Below are 26,538 nucleotides of genomic sequence, written 5' to 3'. Positions count from 1 at the left end.
CTGCCCCAAGCTCAGCCGCCGGGCCGGTCGAGCCACTCGGCGAGCAGCGCGCGTTCGGCGGCGGTCAGCTTCGCCAGGTCGGGTGTGGCGACCTCGGGCGCCGGTGCGTCGGCGAGGATCGCGTGCAGCACCGCCTGGTACAGCGCGTCGGCGAGCCCGGTCTCCCGGTCGTCCGGCGGCGTGGCCAGCAGCGTGAGCACGGCGCCGGTGCCGGCGGCGTGGACCAGCTCGACCGCGCGTCGTTCGGTGACCCGGAGCCGTCCGGTGGCCGCGAGGCGGTGGACGCGGGCGCGCAGCACCGCCATCCCGGCGGCCGCGGCCGGGCCCGCGGGCCGCCGCGGGTCGATCAGCAGGCCGAACAGCGGCGCGTTGGCGAGGCCGAAGGCGACGTGCGCGTCCCAGCCGGCGCGCAGATCGGCCACCGGGTCGGCCGATTCGTCGAGCGTCTTCCCGGTGACGTAGGCGGTGAACACGTGCTCGGCGACAGCGTCGAGCAGCGCGTCCTTGTCCGCGAAGAACCGGTAGATGGCCGGCGGCTGCAGCCCGGCCGCCTGCGCGACGGCGCGGATCGTGACCGGGCTCTCGTTCCGCAGCAGCCGCGCCGCGACCTCCACGATGTGCGCCCGCGTCTCGTCCCTGACCGTCGTCATGTTTTCAATGGTAACGCATCTGTGGTATCCATGATGCTAACGTCGTTACTACCAACGTTAGCGAGAGGTGGACCATGATCGTCATCACCGGTGGGACCGGCAAGCTCGGCTCGCGGATCGTCCAGCGGCTGCTGGGGCTCGTCCCGGCCGAGCAGGTCGGCGTCAGCGTCCGGGACGTCGGCCGCGCCGGCGACCTGGGCGTCCGCGTGCGGCGCGGCGACTTCGGCGACCCGCAGTCCCTCGCCGAGGCGTTCGAGGGTGCTTCGCAGGTGCTCATCGTCTCGGCGAACGAGACGGGCGGAAAGGCCGTCGAAAGCCACGTCACGGCGATCGAGGCCGCGGTGAAGGCGGGCGCCGGGCGTATCCTCTACACGAGCCACCAGGGCGCGGCCGAGGATTCGCTGTTCGCGCCGATGCCCGACCACGCGGCGACCGAGGCCCACCTGGCGGAGACGGGCACGCCGTTCACGGTGCTGCGCAACGGTTTCTACGCGAGCACCGTGCCCCAGCTGCTCGGCGCGGCCCTGGAAACCGGCGAGCTGATCGCCCCGGCGGACGGCCCGGTGTCCTGGACCGCACACGCCGACCTGGCCGAAGCGGCGGCGATCATCCTGGCGTCGGACGGCTCTTTCGAGGGACCGACCCCGCCGCTGACCGCTCCGGTCGCGCTGGACCTCACGGACGCCGCGCGCATCCTCACGGAGCTGACGGGCCGCACGATCCGCCGGGTCGTCGCGGACGACGAGGAGTGGGTGGCGTCCCTGACCGGCCACGGCGTCCCGGCGCCGCAGGCGCGGCTGCTGCTGGGCATGTTCCACGCCTCCCGCCGCGGCGAGTTCGCCGAGGTGAACCCGGAACTGGAGCGGCTGCTGGGACGCCCGGCGACACCGTTGCGGTCGGTGCTGGCGGAGGCCATTGGAGCGGCGGCGTAACAAAGCGGCCCTGAGCGACGGCAGGCCCTGGAACGCCGAGGCTACCGGCGAAAGTTCCTCGACTCGGACGGCCGCTACGTCGACGACGACAACCTGGCCGGTCGGGCGAGTCGGCCTCGTGGGATGAGTGGGCCGCCGTCGCGCGGAGCGGATATGTCCACGAGATGGCCGGTTGCACCGGGTGCTGCACCGGCCGTACTGGGGTCGCGGGGGTTGGCCGAACATGGCGCCGTGGGGGTTCGATGACAGGGTGCCTGCAGCAACTGCAGACTGGTCGTTACGGGACGAGCTTCGGCCACCCCAATGCCGACGCTGTGGCCGGTTTCAGTGATTTGCTTCGGCTTGAAGACCGGCCGCGACTTCTGCGTCGATACCGCGTTCGACCTCGGAGAGGACGATGCGGTCACGGTTCTGCACCGCCGAGTAGATCGCCGCCGGTCCGGTGCCCGCACCTCGTTCAAGGTTCGTTCCGACCGACAGCGAGAGGCCGCGGTTCGCTCGGCCTGCGGTTCGCATGCTCGGTCTGATCAACCGGCCAACTCGCGGAAGCGGCCAGGTCTTCGCCGCCGGCTTGGTCCTGGCCACCCACCTGGAGACCCCGGCCGGCGCCGCCGGAAAAGGAGTTGGGTGCGGGGACCTCCAGCCGGTAACCTGCGCGGGAACCGTGACACCGGCCCAGGAGGTGAGACCCCGTGAACGTTGCAGTGATGTGGGTGCTCCCCTTCCCAGCACGGTCGGGCGGCTGACGTAGGTGTCGCCGGGAGCGCCAGGCACTCCCGAAAGGTGACACCATGAACCATTCAGGCACCGCCGTCGTGACGCGGGTCGCGGAGCGGCATTGGCACGCGCTGGAGGACGACCTCGTGGTCGGCCGCGGCGAAGCTTCCCGGCGGCCCGATGGGCGGACCTTCCTCAGCATCGACGCCTGGCACGGCGCCGTCTTCGACCACCTTGCCGAGGCGATGCTGCGGGACCTGCCGAGGCCGCTCCACACCGTGGTCGACGAGGCCGATCTCGACCTGACCACCGACTGGCTGCGCGCCGGCTTCTCGATCCGCCGTCGCGAGTGGGAGTACGTCGTGCCCACCAGAGCCGGCGAAACCCCTCCTGACGTCACCGTCATCCCAGTCGGCGAGGCGGAAGAAAAGCCCTTGAAAGAGCTGGATCGCGTGATCCGTGCCGAGGTCGAAAGGACCGTCGGCTGGCAGGAGATGCCCGCCGAAGTGCGGTCCGTGCTCGACCCGTCCAGGTACGCCGTGGCCGCGCGCGGCGGTGACTACGCAGGGCTGGTCCGGGTGGTACCGCTGCGGCAGCCCCGGATCGGGTTGATCGCGGTCCGGGCCGAGCTGCGCCGCCGGGGCATCGCCCGGGCTCTGCTCGCCCATGTGCTGGATTCCTTGTACCACAAGGGAATCGAGACGGCGTCCGCCGAGGTGAACGAGGCCAACGCGGCGGCCACGGCGTTGTTCGAGAGCTTCGGTGCCCGGCGGGCGGGCAGCAACCTCGAGCTGGTGATCCGCTGATGGCGAAGACCGGCAGCATCGAAATCGAGGGCACCGTCACGGAGTGCCTGCGCAACGCCACGTTCCGGGTGGAGCTGGAAAACGGGCACAAGGTGCTCGCGCACATCAGCGGGAAGATCCGGCGGAACTACATCAAGATCCTGCCGTTCGACCGGGTGCTCGTGGAGCTCAGCCCGTACGACCTCAGCCGCGGCCGGATCCTGTTCCGCTACCGGAGCTGAACGTCCGCCGGTAGGCATCCGGGGTCGTGCCGACCAGGGTGCGGAAGCGGCGGCGGAGGTTCACCGCGGAGGTGAGGCCGACGCGCGCCGCGATCGCCTCCACCGGCAGGCCGGTCTCCTCGAGCAGGGTGCGGGCCTCGGCGACCCGGCGTGAAAGCAGCCAGGCGCCGGGGCTCGTGCCGAGCCGCTCGGTGAACCGCCGCGCCAGCGTGCGCGGCGAAACGTTCAGGTGCGCGGCCAGGTCACCCACCGACAGCGACGTCCCGAGGCGCGCGCCGGCCCAGTCGAGGAGGCCGTCCAGCGCGTCCGACGGTGGCGCGTACTGGGCCTGGCCGCCGTCGCGGCGCGGCGGCATCACCATGTGCCGCGCGACGAGCGCCGCGTGCGCGGCCCCGTGGTCCTTCCGCACGAGGTGCAGGCGCAGGTCGATCCCCGCGCCCGCACCGGCGCTCGTCGCGACGTCGCCGTGGTCGACGTACAGCGCGTCGGGCTCGACACGCACGTCGGGGAACTCCGCCCGCAGCCGCGCGGCGCGCTGCCAGTGCGTCGTGGCCGAACGGCCGTCCAGCAGCCCGGTGCGGGTGAGCGCGAAGACACCCGAGCAGATCGTGACGAGCCGGGCGCCGCGGGCGTGGGCCCGCAGCAGGGCGGTGCGCACGCGGGCGGGCAGCGGCTCGTCGAGCGGCGCCCAGCCCGGGATGAGCACGGTGTCCGCGGACGCGAGCGCCGAAAGCCCCCGCGGCACGGACATCGTGTACCCGGCCGTGGTCGGCACCGGGCCGGGCGTCTCGGCGCAGACGTCGAACTCTGTTCCGGCGTGGCCCGGGCGCGGCACCGTGGGGGACATGCACCCCGAGATCCTCGCCCAGCCGGGCTACACCGCCGTCTCCGTCCGGGAAGCCCCGTCCGGGAGGTTTTCCCCGGCATCCGGTTCCGTCCGTTGTGGACGGACCCGGGCGGCGCGCACGCGGGGGTGCTGGAGATGGACCCGGGCACGTTCAACGACGGCGCGCGCTGTTCCTCTTCTACCCGCAGGGTTAGGACGCGGCCGCGATCGACGTGGTCTCCCAGGCGAAGCCGTCCGGGTCGGTGAAGGGCGTTCCGCCGCCGACGATCGCGATCCGGTGCGATCCCTCGCCTTCGGGGGAGACGCCGGCGTCCTTCGCGAGCGCCTTGCGCCGGTACAGCCCCAGCTTGAGGCCGGTGGTCTCGAACTCGACGTACATCCGGCCGAAGCTCTTCCGGACGGCGATGCCGTGGTCGACGTAGAACTTCTTGCTCGCGGCCACGTCGGTGACGCCGAGCAGGAGGACGACGTCGTCGACCTCGCGGGTGGCGGGGCCGGTGTCCTTCTTGGCCGAGGTCGCGATCTTCCAGATCGTGCCGTCCGGGGCCCGGACGACGCCGCCGTAGCCCCACATCGACTTCGCGGCGGGCTTGAGGGTCGTCGCCCCGGCTTCGAGGGCGGCGCCGATCAGGGCGTCGAGGTTCGCGGGCTGGGACACGGTGAGCGAGAGGGTGAACCCGCGGAAGCCGGTGGTCGGTTCTTCCGAGGCGCGCACCCGGATGCGGTCGCCCAGGCCGAAGGCGGTGGTGTAGAAGCGTTCGGCGGCCGCGGGGTCGGCCACCTCGAGGGTGAAAGATTCGATGGAGGTCATGGCGGTAACGCTAGGCGTGGGGCGGTGACCAGGGCTTCTTGATTCCTGATCGGTCTGGGTGCACTGTGACGCACCATGGAGCTGAACCTGTCCGGCAAGATCGCCGTCGTCACCGGCGCCAGCAAGGGCATCGGCCTGGCGATCACCCGTGCGCTGGCCGCCGAGGGCGTCCACGTCGTCGCCGGCGCCCGCACGCTCACCCCCGAACTCGCCGAGCTGACCTCGGTCCGGCCGGTCCAGGTCGACCTCGCCGCCCCGGACGGTCCCGCGCGGCTGGTGGACGTCGCGATCGGCGAGTTCGGCGGCCTGGACGTCCTGGTCAACAACGTCGGCGGGGTCACGCCGCGCACCGGCGGTTTCCTGTCCGTCACCGACGAGGACTGGACCACGGCGCTGACGATCAACTTCCTCGCCGCGGTCCGCACGACCCGGGCCGCGGTGCCGCACCTGATCGAGCGGGGCGCCGGCACCATCGTCACGGTCGCGTCGGTCAACGCGTCGCTGCCGGACCCGCTCGTCATCGACTACAGCGCCGCGAAAGCCGCGTTGCTCAACTTCAGCAAGTCGCTGTCCAAGGAACTGGGACCCCAGGGGATCCGGGTCAACACGATCAGCCCCGGCCCGGTGAGCACGGGCCTCTGGCTGGGCGACGAGGGTGTCGCGGCGACGGTCGGCCGCGCCAAGAGCCTGGACCCGGACGCGATCGCGAAGCAGGCCGCGGGCGACGCGGTGACCGGCCGGTTCACCCGGCCCGAAGAGGTGGCCGACCTGGTGCTGCTGCTGGCCGGCAACCGCGCGGCGAACGTGACGGGCACGGACATCGTCATCGACGGCGGTATGACACCCACCCTGTGAAATGCTCGGTGATGACCGAAGCCGTCCTGCCCCTGGACCTGTCCTGGGACGACGTCGATCCCCGGCGGCACCCGTTCGACGCCGGCGCCGCGCTCGACGCGGTCAAGGCCCTCCCGCCCGCTGCTCGCGTACCTTCCCGCGACGGCGCCGCCTGGGTGGACGAGCTGAACCAGGCCATCACCCGGCCACTTCGGGGCGTGGGCTTCGGGCTGGCGCTGGGCGCACGACGAAGGGGATCTCGGCGGCGGGCCGGTCGCGGCCTGGTGCTGCGCCCGCCACTCGATCACCACCCCGGACGAGACGCTGAACCGCGTCGCGGAGGCCCTTTGCCAGTGGCGAAGCTGGCTGGAGGACCTGGCCGAGCGGTTCGACCGGTACCCGTGGGAAGACGCGCCGGGTGCGGAACGCGCCACTGCCGACCTGGTGAACGCCGTCGTCGAGCGGACCGGCGCCGGGGACGCCTGGTATCTGCACTGCCGGCAGGTGCTCACCTGGTACCTGACCCGCTGGGGAGTGCCCGCCGAAACGGCCCAGGAGCAGGTCGAGCGCGCCGTCTCCGGCGAGTTCGAAAGCTGGGTCGCGCCGGACCCCGGCGCCCTGGACGAGGTCGCCGGACGGTTCGCGGGCCCGGGGTGACCGACCACCTCGCGGCGTGGCTGTCCGTCCGGGATTCCGTTCCGTGGCACCAGGTGCGCGGCATTCCGCCGGAGGTGGTCGTCCCGGTGCGCGACGGGCCGGTGCACGACGTCAGCGTCCGCGACCACCGCCGTGACCCGGTGCGGGCCGCCCGCCTGCTCGACGCCCTCGCGTGCGTCCGAGCCGACGCCGAAGCCGGTGCGACGCTGAGCTTCGAGTTGCTCAGCGCGTGGCAGTGCCGTGTCCTGGACACCGCCGACGCGCCGTTCCGGACGCTGCCGGCGTTCGCCAAAGGCGGTCGTGAACGCTACGGCGTGGACCCCTCGCTGCGCGGCCGGTTCGACCAATGCCTGGCGCAGGCCCACGAAACCGACCCGCCGCTGCCCGCCCGCGCCGCGCGGCTCTACCTCGACGTCTGCTTCGTCCACCCGTTCGACGACGGCAACGCCCGCTCCGCGTTCCTGGCCCTCACGTTCCTGCTGGCGCGATCGGGGATCACGCTCGACCAGGTGGGTCCCGTCCGGAGCGTCCCGCGCCGCGCCGACGATCCCGAGGACGCGCTCGCGCCGGCCGGTCTGCTGGCCGTCCTCATCGCGAGCACCGCCCGGCGCGGGGTCAGTACTCGTTCTTGATGACGAAGTAGGAGCCGCGGATGGTGCCGGCCAGCTTCGACTTCTGCCGGGCGAACTTGAACGCGGACAGCTCCCCGGGGATCTCCATCCCGTCCGACAGCTTGAACCCGACCGCCCGTTTCCCGGAGTCCTCGATCGTGTACATCACGTTGATCGACAGGCCGTCTTCGTAGAAGACGTAGGCCATCCGGATGCCCTCGACCTCGAACGCGGTCGCCTCCAGCGGGCGCGCGGCGATGACGATGCCGCGCTCCTCCTTGAGGATCCGGTGCACCCACTCGACCGTCGACGCGGCGTCGCTCGCGGGCTCGACCGTGAAGACGTGGTCGAACTTGTTCTTGAAGTACCGGGCCTCGTTCGCCCGCAGCCCGGCGAGGGCGTCCGCGATCGGCGACGATTCCAGGCCGACCGTCGACACGGTCGTGAAGTCCACGGCGTAGGTCATGCGGATTCCTCCGGAGTCGAACTCGGCGTATGCGCTGGTGGCGACTGTAGACGCGTCGCCGGGCATAGTCATTTCCGGTCGATGTCCGTGTAGAAGGACAGGAGGGTGTCGGCCAGCTGTTCGGGCGCCTCCATCGCCACGTAGTGGCCGATCCCTCCGATGTGGACCGCCGTCACGTCGGCGGCGACCTGCCGCAGGGTCTCGGGGGTGCGGTCCGAGAAGGCCGCCACCGCGAGCACGGGCATGGCCAGCTTCCGGGCCGCGAGCTGCCGGAGTTCCTCGCCCTCCGAGAGCAGGGACCGGTACAGGCCGGCGGCCCCGGCGAACGCGCCGGGGCGCCCGTAGGAGCGGACGAGCTCGTCGATGTCGCTGTCGGTGAACGCGTCGGGGCTCGCGGAGAGGGACGGGATCGCGTAGTCGGCGAGGAACGCGCGCTCGCGTCCGGCGAGGAGCATCTCCGGGATGCCGGGGGCGGCGAGGACACCGATGTGCCAGGCGCCGCCGTGGGTGACGTCGGCGAGCGCCTCGGCGCCGAACCCCGGGAGTGCGGTCTCGATCCCGGCGTAGCTGCGGACGAGGTCGGGGCGGGTCGCGGCGACGCGGAACGTCGCAGGGCCGCTGACGTCCTGGCCGGTGAGGTGGACGGGGCCGGCGTCCAGGTACCCGATCAGGTCGATGAGGTCCTGCGCCGCGGTCGCGCTGTCGTGCTCCGGGCCGGCGGTGGCGGAGTCGCCGAACCCGCGCAGGTCGACGGCGAACACCCGGTGGTGCTCACCGAGCAGGGGGATCAGCTTGTGGAAGACCCACCAGGTCTCCGGGAAGCCGTGGACCAGCAGGACAGGAGACCCGGACGTGCCGGCGGCGACGTAGTGCAGCTCGGTGCCGTTGAGGCTGACGCGGTGGTGGTCGATCGATAGACAAGTCACTTGTCGAACTATAGAAGATAGACAAGTGACTTGTCCATATCGGCGTGCCTCGTACAATCGGCCGCATGGCGCAGTCCAGCGGCGCCGAGCTCGCGCTTCTGCTGCTCGGCGGGTTCCACTCGATGGTCGACGAGGTGAACGTGGAGCTCGCGAAGCGCGGCCACGAAGGCGTCCGCCCGGTGCACGAGTTCGCCCTGCGCGCCGTGGACGCGGGCGCGGACACCGCCTCCGAGCTGGGCCGCCGCCTGTCGGTCACCAAGCAGGCCGCGGCGCAGACGATCGCCACCCTGGAGGATTTCGGCTATGTCGACCGCGAGCCCGACCCGGCCGACGCCCGCCGCAAGCGCGTCCGGGTGACCGCTCGAGGCCACGAGCTGATGACCGTCGGCGGCGCCCTGTTCGACGACGTGCGCAGCCGCTGGGCGGCCCGGATCGGGCCGGCGCAGCTGGAGACGCTGGAAGCGCACCTCGCCCAGCTGACCGGGCGCCGCTCGTTCACCGCGGAGAACCTGCAGGACTGAAACCCTCAGCGCTGCTTGCGGAGAAGGCCCGCGTCGCCGAGCGCAATGCGGACGTCGCGGGTGAAGCCGGCGGTGTCGTCCAGCCCGAAAGCCGTGTACTGCAGGACAAAACCGTGCAGCAGGGCCATCACGATCCGCGCGCCGCGGTCGGGATCCAGGTCGGCCGGCACGCTGCCCGCCCGCCGGCCGTTTCGCAGCGCGTCCGCGATGCGCCCGCGCACGTGCTCGAAGCCCGCTTCGGCGTGCTGTCGCAGCCCTTCGTGCCGTAGCAGTTCGCCCCACGCCTGGACGGCGCAGCGCAGGAGCTCGTCGACCGGGACGGCGTGGCCCGCCGCGTCGACGGCGACGTCACCGCTCACCGGCTCGATCGCCGCCGCGACCAGGTCGGCGACCGTCACGTCGCCGGCCGCGTCGACGAAGTGCTCGACGGGATCGAACATCACCCGGAAGGCGTCGCCGGCGATCTCGAGGATGATCGCTTCCTTGCTGGCGAAGTAGCGGTAGGGGGCGCCGACCGACACGCCCGCTTCGGCGGCGATGTCGGGCATGGACGTCTGGTGGAAGCCGTCACGCGAGAAGCAGCGACGGGCCGCGGCCACGATCTGCGACCGGTTCGCCGCCCGGCGTTCGGCGGTGATGCGGGGCACGGGTCACCTGCTTCCGTGAACGGTCATTCGCCTTGACGATAGCAGGGGTCCCGGGGCATCCTCAAAATGAAAGTTCGTTCACGGAAACGGCCCCGCGAGACGGAGGAGGACCGCCATGACCGACCGGAAGCCCAAGCTGGGCGTCTACCGGTACGAGCACACCGAGCCGCTGTTCGACGGGCGGGTCAAGATCGACGCCACCCTGGAGACGTCACCGCTGATCTCCGACGTCTTCCAGCGCATGGCCCAAGGTGAGCTGGACATCGCCGAGTACGGGCTGACCTACTTCCTGCGCTCGTTCGACCTGGCCGAGTCGCCCTTCCTGGCCCTGCCGATCTTCCCGAACCGCAACTTCCGGCACTCGTCGCTGTTCGTGAACGCCGACAGCGGGATCGAGCGGCCGGAGGACCTCGCGGGCAAGATCGTCGGCGAGTTCGCGCTGTACGGCTCCGACCCGGGTGTCTGGGTGAAGGGCGTCCTGGCCGACGAATACGGCGTGAAACCCGAGCAGATCGACTGGGTGATCGGCGGCACCGACCACCCCATCCCGTCGTTCGGCTGGATCCCGCAGCCGGTCCCGGACGGCGTCCACGTCCGCCACGCCGGCGACGACCAGACGCTGGCCGCCCTGCTCGAAGCGGGAGAGATCGACGCCCTGCTGTCGGTCGACGTCCCGCAGAGCGTTCTCGACGGCTCGACGAAGAAGATCCGCCGGCTGTTCACCGACTACGAAACGGTGGAACGGGATTACTACCGCCGCACCGGCATCTTCCCGATGATGCACGTCGTCGCGATCCGCCGGGAACTGGCCGAAGTGCCCGGCCTGGCCGAGTCGGTCTACCGGGCGTTCGGCCAGGCCAAGGAAATCGTGCAGGAGCACTACCGGGCCAACGCCGCGAAACAGCACATGGCCGTGATCACGCCCTGGTTCAGCGAGCTGTTCGCGGAGAACCGCGCGCTGCTGGGCGAGGACTGGTGGCCCTACGGCCTCGACGCCAACCGCAAGGCCGTCGACACCTTCCTGCGGTACCACCACGAGCAGGGCCTGTCGCGGCGGCTGCTCACGTCCGAGGACATCTTCGTCCCCGGGGTCGGCCGATGAACGTGCGCGTGGGCACCATGCTGTACGACACCACACAGGCCCTTTTCGACGGCAGCGTCACCTTCGACGGAACCCCGGCGACGATCGCCACCGCCGACATCGCGTCCGACATCTTCCGCCGGATGGTCCGCGGCCGGGAGTTCGACGCGGCGGAGCTCGGCCTGACCGTGTACCTCCGGTCGCTCGAGGCCGGTGAAGCGCCGTTCGTCGCGATACCGGCGTTTCCCGCCCGTGTGTTCCGGCACTCCTGCGTCTTCGTCACCACGTCGAGCGGGATCTCCCGGCCGCAGGACCTCGCCGGCAAGACCGTGGGGGAGTTCGGGATGTACGGCCAGGACTCGGGAATCTGGATCAAGGGCATCCTGTCCGACGACTACGGCGTCACCCCGGACCAGTGCCGCTGGGTGATCGGCGGCCTGGACCGCCCGATGCCGCCGTTCGACTTCGTGCCCCAGGTCCGCCCCGCGGGCGTCCACGTGGAGGAAGTGCCTCCCGGACGCTCCCTCGGCGCGATGCTCGAGGCGGGCGAGATCGACGCGCTCATCTCGTCCAACGCTCCGCGGTGCGTGCTGGACGGATCGCCCGCCGTCGCCCGGCTGTTCCCCGAGCACGAGGCCGTGGAACGGGACTACTTCCGCCGCACCGGAATCTTCCCGATCATGCACACGGTCGTGCTCGCCCGGTCGGCGGTCGCGCAACGCCCCGGCCTCGCGCGGACCGTCTACAACGGATACCTCGCCGCCAAGAACGCGGGCCTGGAACGGTATCGCGCCGGCCGCAGGGTCTACCAGGTCCGCACCATGCTCCCGTGGGCGAACGCGCTGTTCGAGCGCAACACCGAGTTGTTCCCGGACGACTGGTGGCCCTACGGCCTCGCGGCGAACCGCACGACGCTCGACACCTTCCTCAGGTACCACTTCGAACAGGGCTTGTCGGCCCGGCGCATGACCTGCGAAGAGCTGTTCGCCCCCGAATTCCTCGACACGTGAAGGAGAACTCGTGAAGGTCATCGGCCTGGAAGAGCATTTCGTGACCCGCGACGTCGTCGAGGCTTGGCGGGCGCTGGACCCGGAGTGGCAGGATCTGGCGCTGACGCCGTCCACGCAAGGGGATTCCGCCCGCCGGCTGGCCGATTTCGGCGACGAGCGGCTCGCCGAGATGGAGAAGGCGGGACTCGACGTCCAGGTGCTGTCGTTGAGCACCCCGGGCGTCCAGAACCTGGCCCCGGCCGACGCCGTCGCGCTGCAGACCGCCACCAACGACCTGCTCGCCGAGGTGACCCGCGCCCGTCCCGGCAGCTTCCAGGGCCTGGCGACCCTGGCCACCCCGCGTCCCGACGCGGCCGCCGCCGAGCTGGCACGCGCGGTGACCGAGCTGGGTCTCCACGGCGCGATGGTCTTCGGGCGCACCAGGGACCACACCATGGACGAACAGGCGTTCTGGCCGATCTACGAGGCGGCGGCCGCGCTCAGGGCGCCGCTGCACCTGCACCCGCAGTCCCCGCCCCCGGCGGTGCGCCGCGCCTACTACAGCGGATACGGCACCCGTGCCGACGCCGCGCTGGCCACGCACGGCATCGGCTGGCACTACGACAGCGGCGTCCAGCTCCTCCGCCTCATCCTGAGCGGCGTGTTCGACCGCTTCCCCGACCTGCAGGTGATCGCCGGTCACTGGGGTGAGATGGTCCTGTTCTACCTGGACCGCATCGATTCCCTGAACGGCGTCGTCGGCCTGCAGCGACCGGTCTCCGACTACTTCCGCACGAACATCTACCTGGCGCCCAGCGGCATCCTCAGCCGGCGCTACCTGCGGTGGGCGATCGAGGTGGTCGGCGTCGACCGCATCCTCTTCTCGACGGACTACCCCTTCGTCACCCCACCGGAGGGCGGGGCGCGCGCTTTTCTGGCCCAGGCAAAGACAAGTGACGTGGATCAGCTGAAGATCGCCTCGGGGAACTGGGACCGGCTTTGCTCCGCCATCAGGCGGTGAAGTGGGCCTCGCTCAGCGCGAGGAGCCGCCGCTGCGTGGTGGGGTCGTGGGACACCGGCGGGGTGCTTGATTCCGTGTCACGGCGGAAGTAGCGGCCGGTGACACCGGCCAGGGCCGGGTCGGTCGCGATGCGTGTCGCGCTTTTCGCGCCTTCGGCCGGGGTGAGCATGCTCCGGCGGATCAGTCCGCGCATCGGGCGGAGCAGCGGGGGCACGAGGTCGTCGATGATGTCGGTGGCGACGATCCCCGGGTGCAGGGCGTTGACGGTCACTCCGTCGGCGGCGAGGCTGCGGGCGAGGGCGTAGCCGGCGGTGACGGTCATGAGCTTGGCGCGCGCGTAGGCCTCGAACGGCGCGAAACCGGTGACGGGATTGAGTTGCGCGAGGTCGTCGACGCCGGCCAGGTCGAGGGTCGCCGGTCGGGGCCGGCCGGCGAGCTTGATCCGGCGGGTGTCGTTGAGGGTGTCGCTGGCGACGTTCACCACGCGGGCCCGGCCGCGTCGCAGCGGCTCGTCCAGCAGGGTGGTGAAGCCGTAGGCGGCGAGGTAGTCGAGGGCGATGTGCATCTCGACGCCGTCGGCCGACAGACGGTGCTCGGAGTAGTGCGCGCCGGCGTTGTTGACGAGGACGTGGATCCGGTCGTAACGGTCCGAAATGGTCTTCGCCGCGGTCACGACGTCCGCGCGCCGGGACAGGTCTCCGGGGATGACGTCGAGCCGGTTCGCTGCCGATGCGCCGATCAGGGCGCGCAGGGCGTCCGCACGGGCCGGGTCGCGGGCGACGGTGACCACGTGCGCCCCGGCGCGGACGAGGTCGGCGGCGATGATCCGGCCCATGCCGCCGGTCGCACCGGTGACGACGGCGACCTTCTTCGTCAGGTCGTTCATCGGACCACCCGCGGGCAGGCGTGGGTGTACTGCGGGGTTTCGGCCTCGCCGACCAGGAACGCGGCGAGATCGGCGCGCCCGACCGAGCTCCACATCCGGATCGGCAGGTCGGTGCCGGCCCGGTACTTCCCGATCCGCCGGCGGTCCGACAGCTTCGGCGGCCGCGCGATCGTCCACTGCAGACCGGAGGCGGTGATGAGCTGCTCCATCGTTTCCTTGTCGTGCATCCGCTCGGCCACGTTCGCCCACACGGCCAAGGAGTACAGCGACCTGTCGTGGGTCTCCAGCACGCCGTGCGCGCTGACGGCGACCAAGCGGGCCACTCCCGTCGCCTTCATCGCCGTGACCGCGGAGCGGATGCCCTCGGTGCAGACCGTCGTCGGCCCCTTGTCCGCTCCGCCCAGCGCGCTGATCACCACGTCCGTGCCCGGCAGGGCGCGCGTGAGGGCCGAGACGTCCGTGACCTCGGGCCAGGTCACTTCGTCTAGACCGGCCTTCGGCGCGAACGTTCCGGCCCGGCGGGTCAGCGCGACCACGTGGTGCCCGCGCTGAAGCGCCGTGGACACCACGTGACGGCCGGTGGCGCCCGTGGCCCCGAGGACCGCCACCTGCATCTGTGAAACAGATTGTCTCATAACTTGATGATGCCCGGCCGGTGCGCTATGAGTCAAGGTGTCTCACAGAATCGGCTCGTGACCGGTCGAGCGCGCGCCGAGATCAGCGCGGCTCGCCGAACCAGTGACCGAGTGCCGGTTCGAGGTCGTCCGGGTCGCCGGCCCAGCAGACGTAACCGTCCGGGCGGATGAGCATCGGCTCGGCCGCGGTGTGCCGGCCCACGCGGTCGACCCGGTCCGGCCAGAGGGCGGCGACCTTGGCGAACCGGTCGTCCGGGTCGATCAGGAGGCCGCGCCCGGAACGCAGCAGTTCGTGCGACCGGACCGGGCCGAGGTCCAGGTCCGGCGCGGGAAGGCCGACGCGCGGCCGGTCGTCGCCCGGCATCGGGTAGCGGATGCCCATCCCGGACAGCGTGTCGTCGAGGTGGTACTGCACGTCCCTCAGTTGCGTCAGGGCCGCGAACAGGTCCTTGGTGGCCAGCAGGTCCGGGTCGCGGGTGCCCTCCTGGTCCATCAGGAGGCTCTGCGCCTGGACGTTGCGCAGCACGGCGGCCGCGACCGGGTGGCGTTCGGCGTGGTAGGTGCCGAGCAGGTGCTCCGGCGCCCAGCCGTGCACCGCGGCGCCGAGTTTCCACCCGAGGTTGAGCGCGTCCTGGATCCCGGTGTTCATGCCCTGCGCGCCGATCGGGAGGTGCACGTGGGCGGCGTCGCCGGCCAGGAACACGCGCCCGTGCCGGTACTGCGCGGCTTGCCGGGCGGCGTTGGTGATGCGGCGGGCGTAGCGCAGTTCGAGCAGTTCCACGCGAGAGCCGAAGGCGGCGCGCAGCCCGTCGCGGATCTCGTCCTCCGTGACCGGGACGTCCCGGGGCAGCGACCGGCCCGGACCGCCCATCGAGAGCCGGCGCAGCGGCCTGCCCTGCGGGTCGGTGCCGAGCGGGAACACCGCCGCCCAGTGCCCGTCGTCGCCCCGGGCGTGCGTCATCGCCTGGACGTCGCCGCTCAGCCGGACGTCGGCGGCGACCACGGTCACCGTCCCCGGCCGGCCGGGGAACTCGGCGTCCAGCAGCGACCGCACCGTGCTGTGGCCGCCGTCGGCGGCGACGAGATACCGGGAGCGGATGACACCGCCGCCGGCGAACGTCGCGGTGACGCCGTCCTCGTCCTGGGTGAGGCCGGTCAGCTCGTGGTCGCGTCGCACGTGGATGCCGTGTGCGGCAAGGTGTTCTTCGAGAAAGCCTTCGATCACCACCTGCGGGATGGACCGCCACGGATGGCGGTGCCGGCCGCGGGTGAGCGGGAGCGTGATCCCGGCGAAGTGGGCGATGCCGGCCGGGTGGTTTCCGGTGGCCAGCAACGGTTCCAGCAGGCCGCGCTGGTCGAAGGCCTCCTGGGTGCGGGATTGCACGCCGCCCGCCTTCGACAGCGTGCTGCGCCGCGGCAGCTTGTCGACGACCACGGCCGGCACCCCCGCCACGCGCAGTTCGTTGGCCAGCGTCAGGCCGGTCGGGCCGGCGCCGGCGACGAGCACCTCGGTGTCCATGGATTCTCCCCTGGTTGTGCCGATCATGACGAGAGCGACGCTCCGCCGGCCGACGCGGAGGAGCCAGAAACCGGCTTGATTGCGTCGGTATCCGACGCCGATTACGCTTTGCGTAGTGGAATCCGACTACGACGAGCTGGATCGTCGGCTCGTGCACGCCCTGCAGATCAACGGCCGGGCCCCGTTCAGCACGATCGCCGACGTTCTCGGCGTGTCGGATCGCACCATCGCCCGCCGGTACGCCCGGTTGCGGGCGGCCGGGGCGGTGCGGGTGCTCGGCGGGGTCGACCCGACGGCGCTGGGGGTGGTGCTGTGGTTCCTGCGGGTGCGGTGCGCGCCCGCCGCGTCGGTCCCGGTCGCCGAGGCGCTGGCCCGGCGTCCCGACACGTCCTGGGTGAGCATCAGCTCCGGCGGCACCGAGATCACCTGCACGGTCCGCACCGAGAGCGTGGCCGACAGCGAAGCGCTGCTGCTGGCCAAGCTTCCCCGCACCCCACGCGTGGAGGGCGTCACCGCGCACTCCGTGCTGCACGCGTTCTACGGCGGCCCGGACAACCTGGTCGCCAAGCTCGGCTCGCTGGACGAGCAGGCGATCGAGCGGCTGCGCCCGCTCCCGGTGCCGCACCGGCCGGGACCGGTGCGGCTCGACGACGGGGACCGCAGGCTCCTGGCCGCGCTGGCCACCGACGGCCGGACCGAGCTCGAGCGGCTGGCCGCGCTGACCGGCTGGTCGCCGACGACGGTCCGGCGCCGGATGACCGAGCTGCGCGAACGCGGGGTGCTGTACCTGGACATCGACGTCGACGGAAGCCTGTTCGGCGTCGGCACCCGGACGCTGCTGTGGCTTTCGGTCGCCCCCGCGTACCTGGAGGAGGCCGGTACCGCGCTGGCCGGGCACCCGGAGATCGCGTTCGCCGCCGCCACGACCGGGCCGACGAACCTGTACGCGAGCGTGGTGTGCGCGGACCAGCAGGAGCTGTACCGGTACCTGACCACGCGGGTGGCCAAGCTGCCCGCCATCACGCACATCGAGACGGCGCCGGTGATCAGGACGGTCAAGCGGGCGGCGAACCAAAGCCACACCGGGCTCGTCCGCGGCCCGGGGTAGTAGTTTCACCGACGATCGAGGGGAGCTGACGGAGTGGCACGGCTACATGTCGGCTGCGCGATGTGGACGCACAAGGCGTGGCCCGGGCGGTTCCTGCCGCAGTCCCTGCCGGCCAAGGAGCGCCTGCGGGCCTACGCCGGCTGGTGCAACGCGGTCGAGGGCAACACGACCTTCTACGCGACTCCCGCCCGCGACACCGTCGTGAGCTGGGCGCAGCAGACCGATCCCGGCTTCCGGTTCGTGGTCAAGGTGCCCAAGGTCGTCACGCACGAGCGCCGGTTCGCCGGGGTCGAAGCCGAGATGCGGGCGTTCCTGGACGCCATCGAACCCCTCGGCGAACGGGCGGTCCTGTGGACCCAGCTGCCCGGCTCGTTCGGCCCGCCGGACGTCGACGACCTCGGCCGCTTCCTGCGCCGGCTCCCGGCCGGCCTCCGGCGCGCCGTGGAGGTACGCCACCCGGACTTCTTCACCGACGCCGGATCGACGTCCCTGCTGGAAGGGACGCTCGCCGTCGCGGACGCCGAGTGGGTGCCGTTCGACACCACGGTCTTCTTCCGGCGCCCGCCCACCAGCGAGGCCGAGCAGGACGCCTGGGCCAGGAAACCACGGCTGCCGCGGCGGACGCGCGCGCTGACCGACCGGCCGGTCGTCCGTTACCTGGGCCGGGACTCGGTCGAGGAGACGGTCGAAGGCTGGCGGCCGTGGGCCGCGGTGGTCGCCGGCTGGCTGCGCGAGGGCCGGTCGCCGACGGTGTTCCTGCACACCCCCGACAACAACGACGCGCCGGCGCTCGCCCGCCGCTTCCACGACGACGTGCGAGCGCTGGTGCCCGATCTGGACGCCTTGCCGGAACCGGAACCGGTCGAGCCCGCGACCCTCTTCTGAGCGAAGTCGTTCAGCGCCTTTCGGCTACGCGCTCGCCGGTGTGAGACGGTCGGAGGGTGACGAGAAGCGCTGCGGAGTTCGACCGCTGGTACGCGGATCGGACGGAGTCGCCGGTGGCCGACGAGCTGGTGCGGCGCGTGCTCGGCCTTCCGCCGGACCTGCAGTCCACCAGCCTGCTGAGCGGAGCCGGGCTCGACGAGGTCGTGGCGGCGCTTGACCTGCGTGCTGGGCAGGTCCTGCTGGATCTGGCGGGCGGCCGGGGAGGGTACGGGCTGGAAATCGCGCGGCGCAGCGGCTGCCGCGTGACCGGGGTGGACTTTTCGGCGGTCGCGACCGAGCAGGCTCGGCACCGGGCACAGACGCTGGGGGTTGGCGGATCGAGCCGATTTCCAGGTGGGTGAACTGACCGGAACGGGTCTGGCCACGGCGTCGGTCGACGCGGTCTCCTTCCCGGCGGGCGCTTGGTCATCACCTGCTGGGAGGCCTTGGACGCCGGCGACGAGCGGCTGTCGCCGCTCTTGCGGCAGCTGGATCTGCTCGGGCAGCTGCCGCGCGCCGGATTCGTGGACGTCGAGGTCACCGGCAAACCGGCGTGGCGGCCGGCCGAACGAGCGCTGTGGCAGGGGGCCCTCACCCTCGACGCCGGCGACGACCTCGCGATGCAGTCGATGCAAGCCGAGGCACAACGGGTCCTGGCCACCTTCGACGGACTGCGACGCGTCCTGGCCACGGCAGCCACACCCGCGCCCGCGCCACTGCCGTAGCAGGGGCAACCCCACCGGACCACGACTGGCTTCCGTGCGGAACCCGTCCTAAGTTGATTCATCGCCGACCCAAGGAGGCGTGATGGCCGAACGCACCAAGTACATCCTGGACGAAGCCGATCTCCCGACCCAGTGGTACAACGTCATCCCCGATCTGCCCGAGCCGCCGCCTCCGCCGCTGCATCCCGGCACCCGTGAGCCGGTCGGGCCGGCCGATCTGGCTCCGCTGTTCCCGCAGGCGCTCATCGAGCAGGAAGTGACGACAGAGCGCTATGTCGACATCCCGGAGGAGGTGCGGGAGGTCTACCGGCTCTGGCGGCCGTCTCCGCTCTACCGCGCGCGCCGGCTCGAGAAGGCGCTCGGGACGCCGGCGCGGATCTACTACAAGTACGAAGGTGTCAGCCCGGTCGGCTCCCACAAGCCGAACACCGCGGTGCCGCAGGCGTACTACAACGCGCAGGAGGGCGTCACCCGGCTCACCACCGAGACCGGCGCCGGCCAGTGGGGCAGCGCGCTCGCCTTCGCCTGCGCGCAGTACGGCCTCGAGTGCGAGGTCTGGCAGGTCCGCGCCTCCTACGACCAGAAGCCCTACCGCAAGCTGATGATGGAGACGTTCGGCGCGACGGTGCACCCCAGCCCGTCGGAGCTGACGGAGTCCGGCAAGGCCATCCTCGCCGAGCACCCCGACTCGACCGGCAGCCTCGGCATCGCCATCAGCGAGGCGGTCGAGCAGGCGGCGCAGGACCCCGATACGCGGTACGCGCTGGGCAGCGTCCTCAACCACGTGCTGCTGCACCAGACGATCATCGGCGAGGAGGCCCTGCGCCAGTTCGAGCAGGCCGGCGACACCCCGGACCTCCTCGTCGGGTGCACCGGCGGTGGCTCCAACTTCGGCGGGCTGGCCTTCCCGTTCCTGCGGGAGAAGCTGGCCGGCCGGATGGACCCGGTGATCCGCGCGGTCGAGCCGGCCGCGTGCCCGTCGCTGACGCGCGGGAAGTACGCCTACGACTTCGGCGACACCGCCGGGCTCACCCCGCTGCTCAAGATGCACACGCTCGGCCACGACTTCATCCCCGACCCGATCCACGCGGGTGGCCTGCGCTACCACGGGATGTCGCCGCTGATCTCGCACATCTACGAGCTCGGCCTGATCGAGGCGATCGCCATCGGGCAGCAGGAGTGCTTCGCCGCTGGTGTGCGGTTCGCCCGTTCCGAGGGCATCATCCCGGCCCCGGAGCCGACGCACGCGCTCGCCGCGTGCATCCAGGAAGCGTTGCGGTGCAAGGAAACCGGCGAGGAGAAGGTGATCCTCACGGCACTGTGCGGCCACGCCCACCTGGACCTGCCGGCCTACGGCGCCTACCTCGCGGGCGACATGGTCGACAACGAGCTGTCCGATGCCGCCCTCGAGGAGGCCCTGGCCACGCTGCCGTAGCGGCCGTCCCGCCGGGGCCTCGCGGCCCTGCCGGGATCAGACGGTGAGGACCACCTTGCCCTGGAGGTGCCCGCCCTCGAGCCGCCGGTGCGCGTCGGCGACGCGGTCGAACGGGAACGTCTCCTGCACGTGGACCCGCAGCTTGCCCTGGTCGACGAGGTCCACGAGACCCCGCAGGGCAACGGGATCCGGCTCGACGGCGATGCCGCTGAAGCGCAGGCCGGCCGCCTCGTACTTGGCGATGAGCGCCGAATCCTCCTCGGCGACCGCCGTCACCAGGTGACCGCCGGGGCGGAGCACCCCGAGCGACCGCTCGGCGGCGTCACCGCCGAGCGTGTCGAGCACGACGTCGACGTCGCGGACCACCTCGGCGAAGTCGGCCTTCGTGTAGTCGATCACCTCGTCGGCGCCGAGCCCCGCCACGAACTCCCGTTTGCTCCCGCTCGCGGTCGTGATCACGTGCGCGCCGAGCGCCTTCGCGAGCTGGATGGCGACGTGGCCGACCCCGCCACCGCCGCCGTGGACCAGGACGCGGCGGCCCTCGGTCACGCCGCCGAGGTCGACGAGGCCCTGCCACGCCGTCAACCCGACGACCGGCAGGGCCGCCGCCTCGACGTGCGAAAGCGACGCCGGCTTGCGCACCAGGTGCAGCGCCGGCGCCGCGACGAACTCGGCGTACGCGCCGGCCGCCCGCGGGAACAGCGGCATGCCGAACACCTCGTCGCCGGGCCGGAACCGCCACGTCTGCGCCTGCTCGACCACACCGCTGATGTCCCAGCCGAGGACGAACGGCGGCGGGCCGAGCAGCGGGAACTCGCCGTCACGCAAGCGCGCTTCCAGCGGGTTCAGCCCGATCGCCTCGACGCGGACGAGTACTTCGGTCGGCCGGGGCCGGGGCTCCGGCGCGTCCTCGATGGTGAGCACCTCGGGACCGCCGAGCGTGTGCTGGGTGATGATGCGCATGCCACACACGCTAGGCACCCGACAGGAACCCGCGGGTACCTTTGGTGCCATGAGCGGATTCGGTGCCGGCGGCCCCTTTCTCGCCGACTGCCCGGCACGCCTGGCGATCGAGCTGCTCGCCGACAAGTGGACGGCGGTCGTGCTCTACGGCCTCAGCGAGGGCCCGGTGCGCCACGGCGACCTGGCCGGGCTGATCGGCGGCGTCTCCCGCAAGATGCTCACCCAGACACTGCGCCGGCTCGAGGCGCACGGGCTCGTCCGCCGCCACGCCTACGCCGAGGTGCCGCCCCGGGTCGAGTACGAGCTCACCCCGCTCGGGGCGACGCTGATCGAGCCGATCCACACGCTGACCGAGTGGGCGCGGGCGAACGGCGAGGCGGTGCTCGACGCCCTTGATGCCGCTCCCGAGCCGGACGCCCGAGGCGGGCTCAGCGCTTCAGCGTGAACGCGAAGGCGCCGGAAAGCGCGCCGCTCCGCCGGACCGCCGAGACGAGCTTTCCTTTCGTGCGCAGCCTTTCGGCCTCGGCGCGCGGCCGGCCGCATCCGGGCCGTGCTCAGAGCACGTCGGGGATTTCGGGGCGGATCAGCTCGGTGTGGCTGCCGGCCAGGACGACCCGGTCGCGGCCCGCTTCCTTCGCCGCGAACACCGCGTCGTCGGCCGCCTGCAGCAGGATCGTGTACTCCTTGGCCGTTTCCGGGTACACCGCCGCGCCGATCGACGCCGTCAGGCCGGTGATCACCTCGGGTTTGCCCGGGCGGACCACCGGGACCGGCACCTCGATGCCGGCGATCGCGGCGCGGATGCGGTCGGCGATGGCCACGATCTCCGCGCTCGTCGCGCCGGGGAGCAGGACCACGAACTCGTCACCGCCGAAGCGGCCGACGTAGTCGCCGCCACGCACCGAACCCTGGACGACCGCCGCGATCGCGCGCAGCACCTCGTCACCGGCCAGGTGGCCGTTGCTGTCGTCGATGGTCTTGAAGTGATCGATGTCGATCATCAGCACACCCGCGGTCGACGACAGCTCGGCCGCGCGGGCCAGCTCGGCGCGGGCCAGCTGCACCCAGAACTCGGGCGCCAGCAGCGAGGTCTTCGAATCGGTGCGCGCGGCGGCCTGGAACTGCGGCAGCAGCAGCCCGATGTGCAGGGCCACCGGCGTCACCATGAGGACCGGGAGCAGCCACGGCCGGACCGTCATGACCAGCGCGATGCCGCAGCCGACGCCGACCGCGGCGAGCACGATCAGCACGTCGGACGGGTTGCCGAACGCCTGCCGCGGCGGCTTTCCCGGGTTGCTCAGCACGATCGCGAGGATCACCAGCACGTAGTTGAGTCCGAAGTAGACGATCCCGGACGCCAGCAGCGCGGTCATCCCGCCGAACCCGTCGAGGTAAGGTACGTACGGCGCCACGTGCCCGCCGGTGCCGGCGGTCAGCACGCCGCCCGCCGCGGTGCAGGCCAGGATCACGGTCGCCCCGGAGAACACTTTCCGGTGAACCACGCCCCGTCGTTTGTAGACGCGGAACCACGAGTGGGCGTAGCTGACCACGATCACCAAGGTGGCCAGGGGCGGCGGCAGCAGGAGCAGCCCGGCGAAGATCCAGATCGACTGCAGGTGCATGTGCGGCCGGCCGTCCGCGGCGAGCTCGCGGATGCGCTCGATGCGTTGTGCCGCTTCGAGATGCACGATCTCGCCGGCGAGGATCAGGCCGCACCACAGCGTCGACTGGCTCGTGATCGGCACGAGCCCGGCGGTCGCGGCCACGGCGACCAGAGCCAGTACGTCGACCACGAGGACATAACCGAACACCGGAGTGGGCAGCTTCCACATGGCCCACGCACGGATACCCGATCGTGGACGTTCTGAGCTGGGCTTACACCCTTGGGACCCGGAGAATCCCACGGAACGCCCCTCTTTCCAGGACGGAACTGTTCGCGGAATCGTCACTGTAATCGAATGAACGCGGTGTGTCACTAGGCTGGTCGGGCTACCGTCCGGTTACGCACCGTGCAAGATCGCCCCACATCGCACACCATAAGGAGAAATCATGTCGCACTTCCTGCCCAACGCCAACATCGTCCCGTCCCGCCGTCGCGCGCAGCGGCCCACCGACTGGACGCGTCAGCTGCCGACGGACTGGACCCGGTCCATCCCGACCGACTGGACCGCGCGGCAGATCCCGACCGACTGGACCGCGCGCGAACTGCCGACCGACTGGACCGCGCACCAGCTGCCGACCGACTGGGCCGGCACCGAGGCCGGCGCCGGCGTCGCACCACTGCCCGAGTGCCCGACGGACTGGACGACCCGCACCGGTCAGCGCCCCACCGACTGGACGCGCTTCTGAGAACCGGCACCCCGGTGACCGGGACCCGAGGAGGGACCGGTCGCCGGGGAACGGCCGACACGGCATTGTGGGACCGGCGCACCCGGCTCGCTCAGGACGGCTCGGCGGCCGGCTGCGCCCGGTGCCAGAGCCGGGCCGCGCCGAACGCCGCGAGCACGCCCACCGCACCCGCCGCGGCCACCACGCCGTGCGGGGCCACCCGCTCGGCCGCGAGCCCGGCGAGCACCACGCCCAGCCCCTGTGAGACCCGCAACGCCGTCAGCGCGAAGCCGAACGCCTGCGCGCGCTGGGCTTCCGGGGTCAGCTGGACGAACGTCGTGTTGGCGATGAGGTTGTAGGAGGCCGCGATCCCGGACAGGGTGAGCAGCGCGAGCGTCGCCCCGAGGTCCGGCCGCAGCGCGCAGCCCAGCAGGGCCGCGCACGCCAGCACCGCGAGCGGCCCGAGCAGCCTGCCGCGCCGCTCGGGCGGGATGCGCGACAGCGCGGCCATGCCCACGACGTTGCCCAGCGCGTACGCCCCGAGCAGCAGCCCGACCGCCACCGCGCCGCCGCCGAGCTCGGCCGCGTACGGCGCCGCGATCGCCTCGCCCGCGATGTAGATCCCGGACACGCACCCCAGCGCCACCAGGGCGAGCCGGCGGCGGTCGCCGACGACCACCGTCCAGCCCGCGCGGACGTGGCGCCACCAGCGGACGCCGGGTTCGGCCCGCGGCGGCCGCGCCCGCACACCCGCGGCCAGCAGCAGCGCCGACACCGCGAAGCTGGCCGCGTCCACCAGCAGGGCGCCGGCGGTGCCGAGCCAGGCGACGAGCAGCCCGCCGAGCGCGAACCCGGCGACCTGCCCGGCCTGCACCAGGATCATCAGCAGGCCCATCCCCGGCACGAACGTCTCGTCCGGCAGCACCTGCGGCATCAGCGCGGCCCGTGCGGAGTTCCACACCGGGTTGAACAGCTGGACGCCGACGAGCAGCGCGGCCACCGCGGGCAACGGCAGCCCGGGCAGCGCCATCGCCGTCACCGCGACGGCGCGCACGACGTCGGCCACGACCATCACCCGCCGCGGCGGGTAGCGGTCGGCGAGGCCGGACAGCAGCGGTCCGCCGACGAGGTCGGGCAGGAACGTCAGCGCGTAGGTCAGCGCGGCCCAGCCGGGCGAGTTCGTGCGGTCGTACACCAGGATCGACAGCGCGACGCGCGCGAGCTGGTCACCGGTGACGGAGACCAGCTGGGCGCCGAACAGCGCCCGGAACTCCGACACCGCGAGAACGTCCCGGAACCCTGCCGCACGTGCCGTCATCGCGCCCCCGGTGACTCGCGGAAGCACTCAGCGTACCGGCGTGGAAGCAGCCGGTGAACGGCCGTTAGGAGGGGCCGCAGGTGATTTTCGGTTGCGGGTTGTAGCGGACGGTCCGGGTCGAGCGGCTGATCTCACGGCCGGAGGAGACGTCCTTGAGCACACGGGTGTCGGTGGTGGTGAAGCCGGGCGCGCCGGTGGAGGCGTGGCAGTTCTCGGCCGGCCCCGGCTTGGTCGGCGGGTCGCTCGGGTTGACCCGGGTGCCCGGGATCGACTCGACGGTGTAGCGCTTGGTGCCCCACAGTTTCACGGTGAGGGACGACGGCGTCCAGATCGTCTGGATCGCGATGCCGGTCGGCGAGTCGTTGGTGAACTTGATGTCGATGACGCTGGCACCGTTGGGGTTCTGGAACACCGTCGCCTCGCGCGCGGCGGGGTAGCGGCTGATGTAGTAGCTGTGCTCCTTGTGCCCCGCGTCCTTCATGCCCGCGAAGTACGACGCGTTGTACAGCGTCGTCGCGAACTGCGAGATGCCGCCGCCGACCTCGCGCGCCGGGGCGCCGTTCTCGATCACGCCCGCCTCGACGTAGCCCTGCGGCTTGCCGCGCGGGCCGGTGAACCCGTTGAGGCTGAAGGTTTCCCCCGGTTTGACGATGGCGCCGTTCACCTTCTGCGCGACCACGCGGATGTTCGTGCCGGAGTCGGCCGCGAAGCCGCCGGTGGTGAACTCGCCGACGACTTCCTTGACGCCCAGCTGGTTCGCCTGGTCGGTCGTCACCTTCGCCGGGCTGTCCTGGTAGATCGCGGCGACCTCGCGGCCGTCGGTCTTCTTCAGGACGTCGGGCAGCGGCTTGAGGCTCGGGTCCCAGTCGATGGTCCGGCCGTCGGTCGACGGGTCCACGGTGGGCTTGCCGCCTTCGAAGACGATGGTCGCCTCCTTGCCCTCCTTCTCGGTGGACTTCAGCTGCGGCTTGGCGGCGTCGGCGATCTTGGCGTTGTCGATCTTCGGGGTCAGCCCGCCGCCCTCGGCGGGTTCGAAGCTCAGCGCCGCGGCGATCACGTCCGGCTTGACGGTGGCGTTCTTGCCGTCGCCCTTGACGACCAGCGGGCCCGAGACGGCGGGCTTCGCGAACTGCTCTAGCGCGGCCTGGACGCCTTCCGGGGTGGTGCGGACCGGCGTGCTCGTCACCGGCAGGGCGAGGGTCTCACCGCGAGCCCACTTCTCGACGACGGCGGCCTTCGCGGCCTCGACGTCGAGCTTCTGCCCGGGCTTCGGCGCGACGGCGACCGGGTTCGTGCCCTCGAACTTCACGGTGCCTTCGGCGGCCTCGCGGTCGACCTGGCCGCGGAGGCGGTCGAGCGCGGCGGCGAGCTTGGCGTCGTCGGCTTGGCTGACGACACCGACCTCGCGGCTGGAGAAGAGGGAGGAGAGGCGCGTGAACGGGTTCAGCGGCTGCTCGCCGGCCTGGTCCAGCGTCTGCGTCCAGTCGAGGGTCAGCCCGGCGAGGGTGGGGGACAGCGTGCCTCCGACGTCGCCGGCCGTCACGGCCAGCGGACGGGTGAGCCGCGGCTCGATCTGCCCGCGCAGCTCCTGCTCGGCGGCGGCGCGGTCCATGCCGCCGACGTCGACCCCCGCGACGGTCACCCCGCGCGGGACGCTGCCCTGGCTGGCCAGCAGGTCGACGCCGTAGACCACGACCAGCAGCCCGAAGACGCCACCGGCGATCCAGCCGGCCGTGCGCAGGCTTTTCCGGTTCGGTGGCTTGACCGGGGTTTCGGGTTCGGCGTCGGGGCGGACGACCGGCAGGACGTCCGTCTGCTCACCGTGTGACTCGGGCCAGCGCGGTTCGTACGGCAACTCTCCACCCCTTCAACGCGGCGCCCGATCGCGCCGGTGACGGGGCCAGCGTACGTGGCACCCGGACAAGCCGTACGACTCGCCCTAACGGGGGATGAACCGGAC

The 26,538-nt window shown here is 71.7% G+C and carries 31 protein-coding genes; 17 read left to right on the top strand and 14 right to left on the bottom strand.

What is annotated here, in order from left to right; all coding sequences use genetic code 11:
• Window positions 1-11: 11 nt before the first annotated feature.
• Window positions 12-650: a TetR/AcrR family transcriptional regulator gene (locus tag ACGFMK_RS13240; RefSeq protein WP_392761630.1), complete on the bottom strand. Its 639-nt coding sequence runs from the start codon at window positions 648-650 to the stop codon at window positions 12-14.
• 74 nt (window positions 651-724) lie between these two features.
• Between ACGFMK_RS13240 and ACGFMK_RS13235 the strand changes: the two genes are divergently transcribed.
• Entirely contained in the window at window positions 725-1,582 is an 858-nt protein-coding gene (locus ACGFMK_RS13235; RefSeq protein ID WP_392761627.1) for an NAD(P)H-binding protein, read from the top strand.
• A 324-nt stretch (window positions 1,583-1,906) separates the two neighbouring features.
• Here the strand turns inward: ACGFMK_RS13235 and ACGFMK_RS13230 are convergent, their stop codons facing one another.
• A complete protein-coding gene (locus ACGFMK_RS13230) occupies window positions 1,907-2,098 on the bottom strand; it encodes a hypothetical protein (protein WP_392761624.1) in 192 nt (63 codons plus the stop codon).
• 275 nt (window positions 2,099-2,373) lie between these two features.
• Between ACGFMK_RS13230 and ACGFMK_RS13225 the strand changes: the two genes are divergently transcribed.
• Both ACGFMK_RS13225 and infA read left to right on the top strand, forming a co-directional pair.
• A complete protein-coding gene (locus ACGFMK_RS13225; RefSeq protein WP_392761622.1) occupies window positions 2,374-3,105 on the top strand; it encodes a GNAT family N-acetyltransferase in 732 nt (243 codons plus the stop codon).
• Window positions 3,105-3,326, top strand: coding sequence for a translation initiation factor IF-1 (gene infA, locus ACGFMK_RS13220; protein ID WP_392761619.1), 222 nt, complete (start codon window positions 3,105-3,107; stop codon window positions 3,324-3,326). The genes ACGFMK_RS13225 and infA overlap by 1 nt, the downstream gene beginning before the upstream one ends.
• Here the strand turns inward: infA and ACGFMK_RS13215 are convergent.
• Both ACGFMK_RS13215 and ACGFMK_RS13210 read right to left on the bottom strand, forming a co-directional pair.
• Complete coding sequence (locus tag ACGFMK_RS13215; protein WP_392761616.1) at window positions 3,289-4,173, bottom strand: GlxA family transcriptional regulator; 885 nt, start codon at window positions 4,171-4,173, stop codon at window positions 3,289-3,291. The two genes, infA and ACGFMK_RS13215, sit on opposite strands and share 38 nt — an antisense overlap.
• Before the next feature lie 190 nt (window positions 4,174-4,363).
• Entirely contained in the window at window positions 4,364-4,984 is a 621-nt protein-coding gene (locus ACGFMK_RS13210) for a glyoxalase (RefSeq protein WP_392761613.1), read from the bottom strand.
• Between the two features lie 75 nt (window positions 4,985-5,059).
• Here ACGFMK_RS13210 and ACGFMK_RS13205 point away from each other — a divergent pair, with 75 nt between their 5' ends.
• From ACGFMK_RS13205 to ACGFMK_RS13195, 3 genes are all read left to right on the top strand, one after another.
• Complete coding sequence (locus ACGFMK_RS13205) at window positions 5,060-5,839, top strand: oxidoreductase (RefSeq protein WP_392761611.1); 780 nt, start codon at window positions 5,060-5,062, stop codon at window positions 5,837-5,839.
• 423 nt (window positions 5,840-6,262) lie between these two features.
• Window positions 6,263-6,475 (top strand): hypothetical protein, encoded by a 213-nt coding sequence (locus ACGFMK_RS13200; protein WP_392761608.1) that lies wholly within the window; start codon window positions 6,263-6,265, stop codon window positions 6,473-6,475.
• Window positions 6,472-7,107, top strand: coding sequence for a Fic family protein (locus ACGFMK_RS13195; protein WP_392761605.1), 636 nt, complete (start codon window positions 6,472-6,474; stop codon window positions 7,105-7,107). The genes ACGFMK_RS13200 and ACGFMK_RS13195 overlap by 4 nt, the downstream gene beginning before the upstream one ends.
• On the opposite strand, the gene ACGFMK_RS13190 is transcribed toward ACGFMK_RS13195, so the two are convergent.
• On the bottom strand, window positions 7,091-7,552 hold the full coding sequence (locus ACGFMK_RS13190) for a phage tail protein (RefSeq protein ID WP_392761603.1): 462 nt from the start codon (window positions 7,550-7,552) through the stop codon (window positions 7,091-7,093). The two genes, ACGFMK_RS13195 and ACGFMK_RS13190, sit on opposite strands and share 17 nt — an antisense overlap.
• 68 nt (window positions 7,553-7,620) lie before the next feature.
• Window positions 7,621-8,478 carry an alpha/beta fold hydrolase gene (locus tag ACGFMK_RS13185; protein ID WP_392761600.1) on the bottom strand — a complete coding sequence of 286 codons (858 nt, stop codon included), beginning with the start codon at window positions 8,476-8,478 and terminating at the stop codon, window positions 7,621-7,623.
• Window positions 8,479-8,543: 65 nt separating this feature from the next.
• Between ACGFMK_RS13185 and ACGFMK_RS13180 the strand changes: the two genes are divergently transcribed.
• Window positions 8,544-8,999: a MarR family winged helix-turn-helix transcriptional regulator gene (locus ACGFMK_RS13180; RefSeq protein ID WP_392761597.1), complete on the top strand. Its 456-nt coding sequence runs from the start codon at window positions 8,544-8,546 to the stop codon at window positions 8,997-8,999.
• Between the two features lie 5 nt (window positions 9,000-9,004).
• Here ACGFMK_RS13180 and ACGFMK_RS13175 read toward each other — a convergent pair whose 3' ends face one another.
• Entirely contained in the window at window positions 9,005-9,646 is a 642-nt protein-coding gene (locus ACGFMK_RS13175) for a TetR/AcrR family transcriptional regulator (RefSeq protein WP_392761594.1), read from the bottom strand.
• 115 nt (window positions 9,647-9,761) lie between these two features.
• Between ACGFMK_RS13175 and ACGFMK_RS13170 the strand changes: the two genes are divergently transcribed.
• From ACGFMK_RS13170 to ACGFMK_RS13160, 3 genes are read left to right on the top strand one after another with little or no spacing between them, the layout of a single operon-like run.
• Window positions 9,762-10,748, top strand: a complete 987-nt coding sequence (locus tag ACGFMK_RS13170) for a 4,5-dihydroxyphthalate decarboxylase (protein ID WP_392761591.1) — start codon at window positions 9,762-9,764, stop codon at window positions 10,746-10,748.
• The gene (locus tag ACGFMK_RS13165) at window positions 10,745-11,737 is read left to right on the top strand and encodes a 4,5-dihydroxyphthalate decarboxylase (protein WP_392761588.1); all 993 of its coding nucleotides are present in this window, start codon (window positions 10,745-10,747) and stop codon (window positions 11,735-11,737) included. Before ACGFMK_RS13170 ends, ACGFMK_RS13165 begins: the two co-directional genes overlap by 4 nt.
• A 10-nt stretch (window positions 11,738-11,747) precedes the next feature.
• Window positions 11,748-12,737: an amidohydrolase family protein gene (locus ACGFMK_RS13160; protein ID WP_392761586.1), complete on the top strand. Its 990-nt coding sequence runs from the start codon at window positions 11,748-11,750 to the stop codon at window positions 12,735-12,737.
• On the opposite strand, the gene ACGFMK_RS13155 is transcribed toward ACGFMK_RS13160, so the two are convergent.
• From ACGFMK_RS13155 to ACGFMK_RS13145, 3 genes are all read right to left on the bottom strand, one after another.
• A complete protein-coding gene (locus tag ACGFMK_RS13155; RefSeq protein WP_392761583.1) occupies window positions 12,727-13,623 on the bottom strand; it encodes an SDR family NAD(P)-dependent oxidoreductase in 897 nt (298 codons plus the stop codon). The genes ACGFMK_RS13160 and ACGFMK_RS13155 overlap by 11 nt on opposite strands.
• Complete coding sequence (locus ACGFMK_RS13150; protein WP_392761581.1) at window positions 13,620-14,237, bottom strand: NAD(P)-dependent oxidoreductase; 618 nt, start codon at window positions 14,235-14,237, stop codon at window positions 13,620-13,622. Before ACGFMK_RS13150 ends, ACGFMK_RS13155 begins: the two co-directional genes overlap by 4 nt.
• Before the next feature lie 103 nt (window positions 14,238-14,340).
• Window positions 14,341-15,777 carry an FAD-dependent monooxygenase gene (locus ACGFMK_RS13145; RefSeq protein WP_392761579.1) on the bottom strand — a complete coding sequence of 479 codons (1,437 nt, stop codon included), beginning with the start codon at window positions 15,775-15,777 and terminating at the stop codon, window positions 14,341-14,343.
• A 115-nt stretch (window positions 15,778-15,892) separates the two neighbouring features.
• On the opposite strand from ACGFMK_RS13145, the gene ACGFMK_RS13140 reads away from it, so the two are divergent.
• The 5 genes from ACGFMK_RS13140 to ACGFMK_RS13120 all read left to right on the top strand — a co-directional run bounded on the left by ACGFMK_RS13140 (window position 15,893) and on the right by ACGFMK_RS13120 (window position 19,969).
• A complete protein-coding gene (locus ACGFMK_RS13140; RefSeq protein WP_392761576.1) occupies window positions 15,893-16,885 on the top strand; it encodes an Lrp/AsnC family transcriptional regulator in 993 nt (330 codons plus the stop codon).
• 60 nt (window positions 16,886-16,945) lie between these two features.
• Entirely contained in the window at window positions 16,946-17,770 is an 825-nt protein-coding gene (locus tag ACGFMK_RS13135) for a DUF72 domain-containing protein (RefSeq protein ID WP_392761969.1), read from the top strand.
• Window positions 17,771-17,883: 113 nt separating this feature from the next.
• Window positions 17,884-18,171: an SAM-dependent methyltransferase gene (locus ACGFMK_RS13130; RefSeq protein WP_392761574.1), complete on the top strand. Its 288-nt coding sequence runs from the start codon at window positions 17,884-17,886 to the stop codon at window positions 18,169-18,171.
• Window positions 18,172-18,231: 60 nt separating this feature from the next.
• On the top strand, window positions 18,232-18,534 hold the full coding sequence (locus ACGFMK_RS13125; RefSeq protein ID WP_392761571.1) for a hypothetical protein: 303 nt from the start codon (window positions 18,232-18,234) through the stop codon (window positions 18,532-18,534).
• Between the two features lie 82 nt (window positions 18,535-18,616).
• Window positions 18,617-19,969, top strand: coding sequence for a TrpB-like pyridoxal phosphate-dependent enzyme (locus ACGFMK_RS13120; protein ID WP_392761568.1), 1,353 nt, complete (start codon window positions 18,617-18,619; stop codon window positions 19,967-19,969).
• Between the two features lie 36 nt (window positions 19,970-20,005).
• On the opposite strand, the gene ACGFMK_RS13115 is transcribed toward ACGFMK_RS13120, so the two are convergent.
• On the bottom strand, window positions 20,006-20,932 hold the full coding sequence (locus tag ACGFMK_RS13115; RefSeq protein ID WP_392761567.1) for an NADP-dependent oxidoreductase: 927 nt from the start codon (window positions 20,930-20,932) through the stop codon (window positions 20,006-20,008).
• A gap of 49 nt (window positions 20,933-20,981) precedes the next feature.
• Here ACGFMK_RS13115 and ACGFMK_RS13110 point away from each other — a divergent pair, with 49 nt between their 5' ends.
• Window positions 20,982-21,377 (top strand): winged helix-turn-helix transcriptional regulator, encoded by a 396-nt coding sequence (locus ACGFMK_RS13110; RefSeq protein WP_392761564.1) that lies wholly within the window; start codon window positions 20,982-20,984, stop codon window positions 21,375-21,377.
• 109 nt (window positions 21,378-21,486) lie between these two features.
• Here ACGFMK_RS13110 and ACGFMK_RS13105 read toward each other — a convergent pair whose 3' ends face one another.
• A complete protein-coding gene (locus tag ACGFMK_RS13105) occupies window positions 21,487-22,764 on the bottom strand; it encodes a GGDEF domain-containing protein (RefSeq protein WP_392761561.1) in 1,278 nt (425 codons plus the stop codon).
• Window positions 22,765-22,981: 217 nt separating this feature from the next.
• Between ACGFMK_RS13105 and ACGFMK_RS13100 the strand changes: the two genes are divergently transcribed.
• The gene (locus ACGFMK_RS13100) at window positions 22,982-23,281 is read left to right on the top strand and encodes a hypothetical protein (protein ID WP_392761559.1); all 300 of its coding nucleotides are present in this window, start codon (window positions 22,982-22,984) and stop codon (window positions 23,279-23,281) included.
• Between the two features lie 91 nt (window positions 23,282-23,372).
• Here the strand turns inward: ACGFMK_RS13100 and ACGFMK_RS13095 are convergent, their stop codons facing one another.
• A complete protein-coding gene (locus tag ACGFMK_RS13095; protein ID WP_392761556.1) occupies window positions 23,373-24,578 on the bottom strand; it encodes an MFS transporter in 1,206 nt (401 codons plus the stop codon).
• Window positions 24,579-24,642: 64 nt separating this feature from the next.
• On the bottom strand, window positions 24,643-26,433 hold the full coding sequence (locus tag ACGFMK_RS13090) for a VanW family protein (RefSeq protein WP_392761554.1): 1,791 nt from the start codon (window positions 26,431-26,433) through the stop codon (window positions 24,643-24,645).
• Between the last annotated feature and the right edge of the window lie 105 nt (window positions 26,434-26,538).

Origin of the sequence: Amycolatopsis sp. NPDC049252, assembly GCF_043197175.1 — a bacterium.
Lineage (GTDB): Bacteria > Actinomycetota > Actinomycetes > Mycobacteriales > Pseudonocardiaceae > Amycolatopsis.
The sequence above is the reverse complement of the archived record's forward strand: the minus strand, read 5'-3'. Positions and strand labels throughout refer to the sequence as shown.